Source organism: Streptomyces sp. XH2 (assembly GCF_049725035.1).
Lineage (GTDB): Bacteria > Actinomycetota > Actinomycetes > Streptomycetales > Streptomycetaceae > Streptomyces > Streptomyces roseoverticillatus.
On the sequence record NZ_JBMMMZ010000010.1, the window covers coordinates 88,073 to 102,444 of the forward strand.

Here is a 14,372-nt window from a genome sequence, read left to right on the forward strand (position 1 = left end):
CCATGTACCTACCTTTGGGATAGTTACGCTCGATGAGCATCGATGGCGGCAAATCGCCCTATAAGACCTGTTCTTGATTTCAGAGTGTAGTCACCACCGATCCAACTGCCCCAACCTCTTGCATACCTGATCTTTACTCAGATAAAACATCGTCTCAATGCCCGCCATCTCATGGTTGTGGCTCCCTGTGGCGACCTATGCCCATATGGCGACGCATGTCCATATGCAGGCTCGCCACCTCCAGGTCGATGGGTGGGGTGTGTTCTCCGTGTTCCTTGGCAGTCGGCGCTCCGGGTCCTCCGGTGCGCGTCGCCGCCGCGGCGCCTTCAGGCACCGCGGCTTCTTCGCCACCAGACCGGGAGTGAGCAGAACCGTTGCGGTTACGGCCGCCATGCTGGTGTTCACCGCCGCGGCGCCCTCCGAGGCCGTGACCAAGCCGGAGTCCGGGCCCTCGCTGCCGGGCGTCAAGGGCCACACCAAGAGGCCCGACGGGCAGCGCTGGGGTAGCGCGGCGGGCCTCGACCACCTCGACGGCACATCCACCCCGGTCAAGGCCCGCGGCCCGCAGACCCTGCACGGCAAGTACGCCGTGGAGCACCCGAAGGCCCCCGAGGTCACCGCTCGGAACGAGGCCAAGGTCGAGGCCGCCCCGGGCAAGGAGGTCAGGGGCTACGACCCGAAGAGCAGCAGCGAGATCACCGGCAAACGGTCGGAGTTCGAGCGCACCTTCAGCAACCGGGACGGCTCGCAGACGACTCAGTTCTCCAAGGAACGGCTGAACTACCGTGCTTCCGACGGCAGCTGGAAGCCCATCGACTCCACGCTCGTCCGCACGGGCGACGGTGAGGCGGGAGGCTGGCACAACGCCGCCGACAGCCTCGACATCCGGCTCGCGGCTCAGGCCGACGCCGAGGACCTGGCCCGGCTCGTCGTGGACGGCGACCACGAAGTCGCCTTCGGCCTCGACGGAGCACAGCGCTCGGCCGGCCGGACCGACGACAAGAACAAGTCGGCGATCACCTACCCCGACGTCCTCAAGGACGCCGACCTTGAGCTGATCTCCAGGCCGGGCGGCCTCAAGGAGGTCATGGTCCTGCGGTCCAAGGACGCACCGCGCACCTGGCTCTTCCCGCTGCGGACCAAGGGCCTCACGGCCTCGCTGGACAACGGTGACGTCGTCCTCAAGGATGCCGGGGGCAAGCAGCGCGTGCGGATCCCGCACGGCTACATGGAGGACTCCAAGGTCCACCCGGAGTCCGGCGACGGTGCAATATCCACCAAGGTCGGCTACCGGCTCGTCGGGTACGGCGGCGGGCAGGCCCTGCGCGTGGACCTCGACGGCGACTGGCTCTCCGCACCGGAGCGTACGTTCCCCGTCCGGGTCGACCCGCCCATGGTGGAGCCCCTCGGCGCTTCGTCGAGCATGTACGTCGAGAAGTCCGGCAGCAACAACTGGAGCTCGGGTTCCGAGGACACCCTCAAGGTGGGCGCCGTCAGCGACGGCGGCACCAGCCGGGCCGCGAGCTACCTCGCCTTCCCGAACGTGGCCTCCAAGCTGCGCAACCACAAGATCTTCGGCGCCTCGCTCAACATCCTCAACTACTGGTCGGCCTCCTGCCGCCCGCGTGAGGTGAGCGTCCACCCGGTCACCGAGGCGTGGACGGCCGGCAAGGGCCACACCTACCCCGGCCCCTCCTTCGGCGGGAAGATAGCCGGCTCCTCATTCGCCCACGGCTTCATCGGCGAGGGCCAGTCCAGCTCGGCCTGCCCCGCCGCGTGGGAGGTCATGGACCTGGGCTCCAAGGGCCGCGACCTGGTCGAGGAATGGGCCAACGGCACCCGCCCCAACTACGGCCTGACCCTGCGCGGCTCGGAGTCCGACACGGCGAGCTGGAAGAAGTTCTCCAGCACCAACAGCGCCAACCCGCCGTCCCTCTACGTCACGCACTCGCCGTACGACGCCAAGTACTCCGTCGAACGCGCGAACCCTGAGCCGCCGGTCAGCCGGAGCCAGGACGGCAAGGTCAAGATCAAGGTGACCAACCTGGGCGCCGAGACCTGGACCCCCAGCACCTACGAGCTGGGTTACCGCGCCTACAAGGGCGGCAAGCTGGTCAAGGAGGTGTCCGCGGCCCAGCTCCCCAAGGACGTGCCCCGCGGTACCGGCGTCACCCTCGACGCGACGATCCAGAAGGGCGACCCGGGCGAGTACCTCATCGACTTCTCGATGATCCGCAAGGGTCTGGGATTCTTCACCGACTACAACATCGCGCCGGTTCGCCTCGGCCTCAACGTGCTGGCCATCCCACCGGTCGTCGACGCCTTCCACCCGGCCAACGGCTACCAGTCCCAGACGCTCACGCCGGAGCTGTGGGCCAATGCCCGGGACATGGACAAGACCGGGCAGACGCTGCAGTACCGATACGAGGTGTGTGAAGCCGGCAAGGAGGGCAAGCCGAAGGACTGCTTCTTCTCCGACTGGTCACCCGACCGCAGCTGGGTCGTCCCGGCCGGCAAACTGCGCTGGTCCAAGACCTATCTGTGGCGCCCCTGGAGCAGGGACAACGCGGCCGTCAGCCCCGAGCTGCCGTACGCCACCCTGCTGACCGCGGTGCCCCAGCCGGTCGTCACCTCGCACCTGGCGGGCTCGCCCTACGGATCCTCGGACAAGCCCTTCGATCCACAGGTCGGCAACTTTGCCAGCGCGGCAGTCGATGCTTCGGTGGCCACCGTCGGCCCCGAGCTCACCATCGCCCGGACCTACAACAGCCTCGACCCGTCCAGGAACCACGTCTTCGGCGCGGGCTGGGCCTCGCGCCTCGACATGAAGGTCACGCCGGACGACGACGGAACCGGCAACGTCGTCGTCACTTACCCCGACGGCCAGCAGGTCCGCTTCGGCCGCAACCCCGACGGCTCCTTTGCCGCCCCCATGGGCCGTGACGCCGTCTTCACCACCGTCAAGGACGGTGGCTGGCAGCTCACCGACAAGAACGGCGTCCGCTACACCTTCCGCGCCGACGGACTGCTCGGCACGGTCACCGACGCGAGCGGGCTGGCCCAGACCTTCACCTACACGGACGGCAAGCTCGTCCAGCTCCGCAACGAGGCCAGCAAGCGAAGCCTGTTCTTCCAGTGGACGGGTGAGCACATCACGGCAGTCGGCACCGATCCGCTGCGCATCAGTCCTCTGACCTGGACGTACGAGTACGACGGGGACAAGCTCGCCAAGGTCTGCTCCCCCGAGAAGACCTGTACCCAGTACGAGTACGGAAAGGGCTCGCACTACCGCAGCGTGGCTCTGGACTCCGGCCCCTACGCCTACTGGCGCTTCGGTGAGGACGGCGGCGACGACGCCGTCAGCCAGGTCACCGTCAACCAGGGCAAGGACCGGGCCCGGTACGTCGACGTCACTCACGACGCCTCCGGCCCGCTGAGCGGCACCTCGGACAGCACGGCCGGCTTCAACGGCACCTCCTCGCGCGTCGACCTGCCCGAGAACCTGCTGAACCTGCAGCGCAACCTCGCGGTCAGCATGTGGTTCCGCACCTCCGGCAACGGCGTGCTGCTGAACTACCGCTCCGACAAGCACAACGACAGCAACGACGGCACCAGCGCGCCCGTGCTCTACATCGGTGCGGACGGAAAGCTGCGCGGACAGTTCCGCATCGGCCGCATCTCCCCCATCACCACGGGCACCGCCGTCAACGACGGCCAGTGGCACCACGTGGTGCTGTCCTCGGACGGCGCCCGGCAGACCCTGTTCCTGGACGGCAAGCGCCACGGCACCCTGGACGCGCCGGTCAACCACGGCAACCAGCGGTTCGCCGAGATCGGCTCCGGCTACGCCTACGACTGGCCCTCCCCGCCCGCCAAGGGCGCGGTCTACTTCAAGGGCGACATCGACGAGGTCGCCGTCTACCACAAGCCGATCGGCACCGCCGCCGCGCAGTCCCTCTACTCTGCCCGCGAGCAGGCCGACCAGCTCACCAAGGTGACGACACCCGGCGGCCGCACGGCCGTGGAGGTCTCGTACGACACCTCCGTCGACCGTGTCGACAAGCTGACGGACAACAACGGCGGCCAGTGGCAGCTGGGCGTCCCCGTCACCGGTCTGTACGGCAAGGAGCTCATCCGCACCGTCCAGGTGACCGACCCCAAGAACCGCCGGCACTTCTACGACTACGACCCGCTGGCCGGGCGCGTCATCCGCTACGTCTCGCCGCTGCGCGACAAGCCGGTGGAGCCCCAGAAGCCCAAGCCCACGACCTCCCCGACCCCCGGCACCGAAGGCGGCATGTTCGAGGGCGGTGTGGTCGGCGACGGCAACCCACCGCTGGACTACCCCGACCCCGAGTTCGTCGGCGGCGCCGTCAACGCCATGGGCGTCCGCAGCTTCGGCTACGACGACAAGGGCTTCCAGAACCGGGTCATGGATGAGAACGGTCATGCGATCGACATGACCTACGACGACCAGGGCAACGTCGCGACCCGCAAGACCTGCCGCGACCTCGGTGACTGCCAGACCACGTACTACACGTACTACTTCGACGAGAAGAACCCGGTCGACCCGCGCAACGGCAAGCTCACCGAGTCCCGCGACGCACGCTCCACGGGCGCTCAGGACAACACCTACCGGACGACGTACTCCTATGACGTCCGCGGCGAGCTGACCGAGCAGACCGCACCCGACGGCCGCAAGGCCACCCGCGTCTTCACCACCGGATCGGACCCCGCCTTCAACAACGAGGGCACCGCTCCGGCCGGCCTGCTGGCGTCCATGACCGACGCCAAGGGCAAGACGACCAAGTACACCTACTTCGCCAACGGCGATCTCGCCGAGACCACCGACCCGGCGGGCCTGATCACCCGGTACACCTACGACCGCCTGGGCCGCAAGCTCACCGAGACCGACATCAGCGACTCCCAGCCCAAGGGCGTGACCGTCAGCTACACCTACGACGGCCTGGGCCGGACGGTCGGCACGACCAAGCCCGGAGTCAAAAACCAGGTCACCGGCGCCACGCACACCGCGCGCACGACCGTCGAGTTCGACCAGGACGGCCTGGTGCTGCGCTCCGAGGTAGCCGACACCACGGGCGGCGACCCCACCCGCGAGACTCGCACCGAGTACGACGACTCCGGCCGCCCGGTACGGGTGACGGACGCCGAAGGCGCCGAGACCAGCTTCGGCTACGACGTGCTGGGCAACCGCGCCTGGCAGGTCGACCCGAGCGGCACCCGGACCGAGTACACCTACACCCCGCGCAACAAGGTGGCCGAGGTGCGGGTGCGCGACTGGCGCGGCGACCCGGAGGAGGCGCCCAAGGACACCGACGAGAAGGTCCTGGTGACCGACTCCTACGCCTACGACATGGCCGGCCGCCTGACCCGGCATGCCGACGCCATGGGCCGGATCCGCGCCTTCAGCTACTACGACGACGGTCTCAGCAAAGCCGTGCGCGCTCTCGAGGTACGCCAGCCGGACGGGTCCACCCGCGACATCGAGCTCGAACGGAACGTCTACGACGCCCTCGGCAACCTGACGCGCAAGACCACCGGCAACGGCACCACCGTCACCGCCTACGCCTACGACGTCTCGGGCCGCACCCAAACCATCACCACGGACCCGGGCCGGCTCGACCGCAAGGTCAGCTACACATACGACGACGCCGACAACGTGACGCGCGTCGTGCACACCGGCAAGAGCTCCAACGTCGGATTCTCCAGCAGCAGCTCCGAGGTCGTCGACTACACCTACGACGCCGCCGGCCGGGAGCTCAGCGAGTCCACTCTCAATGGCAAGGAGCGTCTGACCACGACCTTCAAGCGCGACCAGCGCGGTCTGCTGCTCGCGGAGACCGAGCCCCGGGGCAACGCCGAGGGCGCGGACGCGGAGGCGTTCACCACCACCTACACCTATGACGAGCTCGGCCGTCAGGTGACCGTCACCGAACCGGCCGCCGACGTGGAGAACGGCGAGGGCGACGCTCCGGCCGTCAAGGCCCGTCCGGCCACCACCACCGGCTACAACGCCTTCGACGAGGCGACCCAGAGCAAGGACCCGCAGGGCCGGGTCTCCTCCGTCACCTTCGACAAGGCGGGCCGCCCGACGGTCAGCACTTCCCCGTCCTACACCCCGCCCGGCGCGTCCGAGCCGATCACCCCGGTGAGCCGCAACGAGTACGACGCGGTGGGCCGGATCACCGCAACCACGGACGCCCTCGGCAACGTCCAGCGCTTCCGATACGACCAGCTCGGCCGGATGGTTCAGAGAGAGGAGCCGCGCGCCTCGAAGCTGCTCGGCCTGGTGACAGAGCCCGGCAAAAACGTTCCGGCAGGTGCCGGTGCCGTGTGGTCGTACACCTACTCCCGCACGGGCGAGGTCCTCTCGGTGACGGACCCGACCGGAGCCCGCACTGAGAACACCTACGACGGCCTCGGTCGTAAGCGCACGGCGACGGCGGTGGAACGCAAGTCCGACCAGACCCGCTACTTCTCCACCACCTTCGCCTACGACGACGCCGACCGGCTCGTGGAACAGACCGCGCCCAGCGGCGACACCTCACGCTTCACGTACGACGCGCTCGGCCAGCTCACAGGCACCGAGGACGCCGCCGGTGTGAAGACGCAGACCGGCTACGACATGGCCGGCCGCGTCATCCGCAACAGCGACGCCCTGGGCCGCACCGTGCGGCAGGACTACGACCAGGCCGGCCGGATGACCGGTCAGCTCTGGCTGGACAAGGACGACCGACCGCTGCGCAACCGCAGCTTCCGCTACGACCAGGCGGGCAACCTCTCGACGTCCACCGACGCCAAGGGCAAGAGCACCCGGTTCACCTTCGACCCGCAGAACCAGCTGGTGCAGCAGGTCGAGCCGGTGAGCACCGGCAAGACGATCACCACCAGCTTCGGCTACGACGCCAACGGCAACCGCACCCGTTTCACCGACGGCCGCGGCAACACCACGCGCTACACCTTCAACACCCTCGGCCTGCCCGAATCGGTGATCGAGCCGGAGACCAAGGACCACCCGGCCCCGGCCGACCGCACCTGGACCACCTCCTACGACGCCGAAGGCAACCCGGTCCGGCTCACCGAGCCCGGCAAGGTGGAGCGTCAGCGCACCTTCGACCCCAGCGGTCTGCTGCTGCAGGAAACCGGATCCGGGGCCGAGACCTCGACCCCCTCCCGCGTCTACGAGTACGACGCGGTCGGCCGGATGACCTCCGCAAGTGCCCCCAAGGGGGCGAACGTCTTCGAGTACAACGACCGTGGTCTGCTGACCTCCGCGAAGGGCGGCTCCGGCGACGCCGCGTTCGGCTACGACGAGAACGGCCGTCTGCTCACCCGGGTCGACGCGGCCGGCACGGCCGTGTTCGGCTACGAGAACGGCCGGCTGAAGTCCGTCAAGGACGCGCAGTCGCAGCGGCTCTTCAGCTACCGGTACGACAAGTCCGGGGCGTTGGAAGGCGTCGACTCTCCTGGCCTGAACCGCACTTTCGGCTATGACGCGCTGGGCCGCCAGGTCTCCGACGTCACCAAGTCCACCGGGGGGACGGCACTCACCTCCTTCGAGTACACCTTCGACGACAACGACCGGGTGATCTCGAAGAAGACCACAGGCACGGCCGACGCGGGTGAGCAGAAGTACGCCTACGACGACGCCGGCCGCCTGACCTCCTGGACCGACAAGGACGGCAAGACCACGGGTTATACGTGGGACGACGCCGGAAACCGCATCCAGGCAGGCGAGCGGAAGGCGACGTACGACGCGCGCAACCGGATGCTGACCAACGGTGAGGCCACCTACGCCTACACCCCGCGCGGCACCCGGAAGTCCTCCACGACATCCGGCCTGACCGAGGAGAGCCGCTTCGACGCCTTCGGCCAGCTGGCCAAGCAGGGCGAGATCTCCTACCAGTACGACGCTCTCGGCCGCCTGGTCGACCGGGACGGCACCCAGCACACCTACGACGGTCTCGACGACGAGGTCGTCACCGACGGCCGCGGCGTCTACAGCCGCGGGCTCAACGGCGAGCTAGTCTCCATCACCCAGGACGGTGCCACACGCCTGGCGATGAGCGACCGCCACGGCGACATCGTAGGCACGCTGAACACCAAGGACACCGACCCGAAGAAGCTCACGTCGTCGACGGGCTACGACCCCTTCGGCCGCACCACGGCCACCCAGGGCGACCAGGTCTCCCTCGGTTACCAGGGCGACTGGACCGACCCGTCCACCCAGCAGGTCAGCATGGCCGCCCGCTGGTACGACGCCGACGGCGGTTCCTTCACCTCCCGCGACAGCTACAACCTCGACCCGACCCCCGCGTCCATCCGCGCCAACGGCTACACCTACGGCGACGGCGACCCGGTGGACAACACGGACCCGACGGGGCACTGGAGCATCCGGGGCGCCCTGAAGAAGGTCGGGCGAAAGATCGCGTCCGCCGGCCGTGCCGTCGCGCAGACGGCCACGCAGATCTACCACTACGTAGAGCAGAAGGCCTCGCAGATCTACCACTACGTAGAGCAGAAGGCCTCGCAGATCTACCACTACGTGGAGCAGAAGGTCTCCTCACTCGTCAACTACGTCTCCAGGAAGGTCTCGTCCGGCGCCCGGTGGCTGGGTAACAAGATCTCGTCCGGGGCGCGGTACATACGCAACCAAGGCGCACGGATCTACAAATCCGCGGCCCAGATCTACCGCGAGAGCAAGCGCTACATCAGCGACACGGCACGGGCGGCGAAGAAGTACGCCGCCACGCACAACCCCATTCCGGTCCTGGCCAAGGCACTTCGCCCCGTCTACGCGGGCATGAAGATGGTCGTCGCGGCAGCGGCCCACGCACCGGCGCTGATCGTCCAGGAGACCAAGCAGGTCGTCCAGGACGTGGCCAAGGTCGCGACCGAGGTCACGAAGATCGTCGCCGACGTGAGCGCCAAGATGGTCTCGGCCGTCGACACCGCGATCACCGCGGTCTCGGAGTTCGCCCAGACGGCGGCGCCGTACCTGAAGGCGGCGCTGGAATTCGCAGCCGAGGTCACGGGCGTCAACGACGCGATCGCGTGCGCCACGAAGGGCGACGTGGAGGCGTGCCTGTGGACCATCGCGACGGTCGGCAGCATGTTCGTGCCGGGCGCCACGGCGGGAGTCCGCGGCGCCAAGGCCGCGCGGGCCGGCATGAAGATGGAGCACGTAGCGAAGACCGCGTTCGTTTCCGAGAAGGGCGCGACCACCGCGGGGAAGGGCGCGAAGCTCGCGGAGAAGGCCGAGGACCTGGGCGGGGCCACCTGCAAGGTCCCGAACAGCTTCACTCCGGAAACGCCGGTCCTGATGGCGGACGGCACGAGCAAACCCATCAAGGACGTCAAGGTCGGCGACAAGGTCCTGGCGACCAATCCGACTACGGGAAAGACGGAAGCTCGGACAGTTGACGACGTCATCGTCGGCAATGGCGAGAAGCACCTCGTCAACTTGACGATCGACACCGACGGCGACAAGGGCGACGCAACCGGCACCATCACCGCGACCGAAGGCCACCCGCTCTGGCTGGAGGACCAGAAGACCTGGGCCAAGGCCGGCGAGATCAAGCCGGGAGCGCTGCTCCGCACGTCGGCCGGCACGTGGGTCAAGGTCACGGCGACACGGGCGTGGACCGCCGTCCAGCAGGTGTTCAACCTGTCGGTAAGCGGGATCCATACGTACTATGTCCAGGCCGCAGCCACTACGGTCCTGGCGCATAACGCCTGTGGCGGAGGGGGATTCTTCTCCAGGCTCTTCGGAAGAGGGTCGAAGACTGCCGATACCGTCTACGAACCAAATGCAACAATCGGCGATCTTCGCGGAATTGGACATGACAGCGTCGATGCCGCCGGGAAATGGCAGTCAGACCCCCTCAAATCCGGGATGGCGCGTTCAATGTCAGACGATCAGCTACTAAAGAGCACGACCCAGCCAACCGAGGGCGAATTCCACCTCCTGCGATACCACGAAGAAGATAATTACATGATTGAGGGAAATCACAGAATGGCCGAGCTGCTCAGACGCGCAGCGAGTCCGGATCACCCTGAAATCGATCTAAATACGCGCATTTACATTCACCTGTGGCCAGGCAAGTGATTGGCGAGCCGGACACGGTGAAGTGAGTGAAAGGGGTGCGACCCGCACCCCTTTCACTCGTATCATGCGGCTGGGACCTGCGAAGGATGGAGTAACTGGTGAGGCGCGCGGATGACTGGGATGCCGGTTCGTTCTTGAAGAACATCGCCATGATTGAAATCAGGGCGATGGCACGGCGGCGGAAGCCCGTAGAGTTTTGGCCGAACAATGACTATACGGCCTGCATCGCATGGCTTGCAGACCTTTGTCATAATATGCCCGATGCCTCACTTCGGCGTTACAAGTTTCGCAGGATGATCCGACGCAGCAAGTACCAAGAACGCCCCTTTCTGCACGCATGGAGGGTGGCCGATCCAATGGGCCGAGAATGGATCATTGATCGACTGGCGCGCGACGGAATCGAATGGACTCCCCCAACATTGACACAATAAAATCCCTGCATCGACAGGTTTGACTGGATCGGTTTCCAGACTCCAGGTAACACAAATCCGACACCCGCAGGGAACGCCACGAATAGACGCCCATCGCAATAGCCTGACGGCAGTACTTGATGGCACCGTCAGCGGACGGGGGTGCACAAAGCAGCGGATCACCCTCGTCCGGCTCAGAGGTGACCTCCGATGAGGGTATGCAGCATGCGGCCGAGGGGATCGAGGGCATTGCGTTGGTGCGATCCTCCGCCCTTGGCGGCATGAGGCGGGCCGAGCATGCCGAGCCTGTCTCACTTCCCCAAAAAGGTCGCTGGGTGGACAGACATTACCTGTCCACCCAGCGGCCCTTCGGCGTTGAAACGCAATGACGTCCGCGCGGTGGCCGGACGCTGCTACACCCGCTGCCAGGCGCCGAGCGCCAGCCCCGGCTTGTCGGTCTGCTGCCGCGCCACCCGCAGGTGACCGTCCGTGCCGAGCACCGCGACCGTCACGCGGCCGTTTCCGTCCACCGCCAGTGCCGGGGCTCCCGCGAACTCCTCGCCCGTCTCCGACCACTGCGCCGACAGCGTCTCGTCGCCGCTGGGGCAGACCGCGACGGCCGGCAGGCCGGACGCGGCGCGCTGGGCGAGGACCGTGCACTCGTGGCCGTCCAGGACGGCGTGGAGGACGGCGGCGGGGCCGCTGCCCGTGCCGCCGACCGGGGCGATCGAGGGCTCGGTCTCGGCGTCGGCCTCGGCGCCCGCCGCCTCCGGCGCCAGCGCCTGCAGCTCGCCGTCGGCCGCGTCCCGCCAGAAGTGGGTGACGCGGTCGTCCCCGGTGACGCCGGCGGTTGCCGAGCACGCGCCCGGCTTGGCGGGGATGTTGCGGACGCGCCGCAGGGGCCCGCCCGGCTGCTCCTGCCGCCACCGCAGCACGAACTCGCTCGCGGGGCCGAGCAGTTCGATGCGGCCGGACGGGGTCGCCGCGGCCGTCAGGCCGTCGAGGACGTGGCTGCCCTTCATGTCGGTCCAGGGGCCCCAGATGCCGCGGGCGTCCTGCCGGCGGCCGCAGACACCACCGCCGGAGTTGCGGACGAAGACCTGCAGGCCGACGGAGTCGACGGCGGCCGTGGGGACGCCGAGCTGGGCGGAGCGCTGCCGGTCCGGACCGTGGGGCGAGCCGATCGAGCGCCAGTTCGTCGGCGGGCGGCCGGGCTGGAACTGCGTGGCGTACACGATGTCGGTGTCGACCTCGCCCGCCTCGGTCTCGCGCTGCCGCACCCCGACGAGGTACACGTAGCCCTGCGGGCTCTGCGCTATGGACAGACAGGCCTCGAGGCCGGGCACCGCCAGCAGCTCCGGGCCCGTCCATTCGGGGCCGCCGGGCCGGGTCTCGGTCCAGCGCACGACACCGCCCTCGGCCGGTGCGTAGGCCGTCAGACGGCCGTCGCTCCCCCTCAGTAGCCAGCCGGTGACCGGGGTGGCCGTACGCACTGCCATGACTCGCTGCCAGCCTTTCTCGCATGCGGCTCTCGCACTCGGCCTCGGTCGCACTGCGCTCGGAGCCCGTTTGTCGACCCTCGACAATAACATCGTGGCCGGTCAGGGCCTCCGGCCACGGTGGGCGTGCGAGGCTGTGCGCATGAGTGATCTTCTCGTCGTGGACTCCGCGAACGTGGTCGGCTCGGTGCCGGACGGCTGGTGGCGGGACCGGTTCGGCGCGGCCGAGCGGCTGCGGGACCGCCTCGCGGCGTACGCGGCGGCCGGCGCTCCCGCCCTGTTCGCGGACGCGCCGGAGGTCGTCCTGGTGGTCGAGGGCGCGGCGCGCGGGGTCGCGCCGGTGCCGGGCGTACGGGTCGAGGAGGCGTCCGGCAGCGGTGACGACGCGATCGTCGCGGTGGTGGCGGGCCGGGCGCCGGGCCGGCGCTGCGTGGTCGTCACGGCCGACCGTGAGCTGCGGGCGCGCGTGACCGCGCTCGGCGCGGAGGTGACCGGGCCGAGCGCGGTGCAGGCCTGAGAGCTCGCCGCCGTCCGCTCACGGGCCCCGGCGGGACTACGGGACCGGACCGGCGGGACTACGGGACCGGTGGGGCTACGGGACCCGGCGGGCCTACGGGACCCGGCTGTGCTGCTTCCCGTACACGAAGTACAGGACGAAGCCGAGGACCATCCACGCCGCGAACCGCAGCCACGTCTCCGCGGTCAGGTTGAGCATCAGCCACAGCGAGGCGATCACCGACAGGACGGGCACCAGCGGCACCAGCGGGGTGCGGAAGGCGCGCGGCAGGTCGGGCCGGGTGCGGCGGAGGATGATGACGCCCAGGGCCACGACGACGAACGCGAAGAGCGTGCCAATGTTGACGAGTTCGGCGAGGACGTCGATCGAGGTGAAGCCCGCGAGGACGGCGACGACCACGCCCAGCAGGATCGTGGAGCGATAGGGCGTGCCGAACTTCGGGTGCACCCGGGAGAAGATCCGGGGCAGCAGCCCGTCGCGGCTCATCGCGAAGAACACCCGGCTCTGGCCGAGCAGCAGGATCATGCAGACGGTCGTGAGGCCGACGGCGGCGCCGAAGCTGATGAGCCCGGCCCAGAACGGGTGCCCGGTGGCCTTGAAGGCGTCGGCGAGCGGGGCGTCCGTGGACAGCTCGCTGTACTTCTGCATGCCGGTGACGACGACGGACACGGCCACGTAGAGCAGGGTGCAGATGGCGAGGGAGCCGAGGATGCCGCGCGGCACGTCGCGCTGCGGGTTGCGGGTCTCCTCGGCGGCGGTGGCGACGATGTCGAAGCCGATGAAGGCGAAGAAGACCACGGCCGCGGCCGAGAAGATGCCCATGACGCCGAAGTTCGACGGGGAGAAGCCGAACATCAGCTGGATGAGCGGTGCCTTGATGTCGCTGCCGGCCGTGGTGCCCTGGGACTTCGGGATGAACGGCTCGTAGTTGGAGCTGGTGATGAAGAACGCCCCGACGATGATGACGATGAGGACGACGGTGACCTTGACGGCGACCACGACGGCCGTCACGCGCGAGGACAGCTTCATGCCGAGGACGAGGATCGCCGTCAGCACCAGGACGAGGATGCAGGCGAGGAGGTCGAAGCCGAAGCGGCCCTCGTGCGTGCCCTGCAGGGCGACGGGCAGGTGCCAGCCCGCGTTGTCCAGCAGCGACTGGATGTAGCCGGACCAGCCGACGGCGACGACGGCGCAGCCGAGCGCCAGCTCCAGGATCAGGTCCCAGCCGATGATCCAGGCGGGCAGCTCGCCGAGGGAGGCGTACGAGAAGGTGTACGCGGAGCCGGCCACCGGCACGGTGGAGGCGAACTCGGCGTAGCACAGCGCGGCGAGCCCGCAGACGACGCCGGCGAGGACGAAGGCCAGCGAGACCGCCGGGCCGGCGTTCTCCTTGGCGACCTTGCCGGTGAGGACGAAGATGCCGGTGCCGATGACGACGCCGACGCCGAAGACGGTGAGGTCGAAGGCGGTGAGGGACTTCTTGAGCGCGTGCTCGGGCTCCTCGGTGTCCCGGATGGACTGCTCCACCGATTTGGTACGGAAGATCCCGCGCCTGCCGCGGCGCTCTTCGAGAGGTTGCTTGTCGCTCGTGCTCATCGGCCCACCTCCACCTGCTCGACCTGCTCGACACTGCTCGCGTGCTCACCATGAACTGAGCGAGTGTCCGCGATGATCCGGGCCGGACAGGGGCCTGACCGGCCACCCCCAACAGGATTCACCCGATGGGACGCGCCGGTCCATATGCAGACGGACCGGCGGGCCCCCCCCGCTAGGTGGGGCCCCCCGGCCGGGGGGGGGGCGCAGTCCGCCCCCCCGAA

Annotated in this window: 5 protein-coding genes; 3 read left to right on the forward strand and 2 right to left on the reverse strand. The window is 68.4% G+C overall.

Annotated elements, in window-relative coordinates; translation table 11 throughout:
• Window positions 1-361 precede the first annotated feature (361 nt).
• The gene (locus ACOTKD_RS21255; protein ID WP_424890571.1) at window positions 362-10,129 is read left to right on the forward strand and encodes a DNRLRE domain-containing protein; all 9,768 of its coding nucleotides are present in this window, start codon (window positions 362-364) and stop codon (window positions 10,127-10,129) included.
• A 98-nt stretch (window positions 10,130-10,227) separates the two neighbouring features.
• Window positions 10,228-10,560, forward strand: coding sequence for a hypothetical protein (locus ACOTKD_RS21260; RefSeq protein WP_424890572.1), 333 nt, complete (start codon window positions 10,228-10,230; stop codon window positions 10,558-10,560).
• Window positions 10,561-10,952: 392 nt separating this feature from the next.
• On the opposite strand, the gene ACOTKD_RS21265 is transcribed toward ACOTKD_RS21260, so the two are convergent.
• The gene (locus ACOTKD_RS21265) at window positions 10,953-12,038 is read right to left on the reverse strand and encodes a hypothetical protein (protein WP_424890573.1); all 1,086 of its coding nucleotides are present in this window, start codon (window positions 12,036-12,038) and stop codon (window positions 10,953-10,955) included.
• 142 nt (window positions 12,039-12,180) lie between these two features.
• Between ACOTKD_RS21265 and ACOTKD_RS21270 the strand changes: the two genes are divergently transcribed.
• Window positions 12,181-12,555: an NTP pyrophosphohydrolase gene (locus ACOTKD_RS21270; protein ID WP_424890574.1), complete on the forward strand. Its 375-nt coding sequence runs from the start codon at window positions 12,181-12,183 to the stop codon at window positions 12,553-12,555.
• A gap of 93 nt (window positions 12,556-12,648) precedes the next feature.
• Here the strand turns inward: ACOTKD_RS21270 and ACOTKD_RS21275 are convergent, their stop codons facing one another.
• Window positions 12,649-14,151, reverse strand: a complete 1,503-nt coding sequence (locus ACOTKD_RS21275) for an amino acid permease (RefSeq protein ID WP_424890575.1) — start codon at window positions 14,149-14,151, stop codon at window positions 12,649-12,651.
• Window positions 14,152-14,372 lie beyond the last annotated feature (221 nt).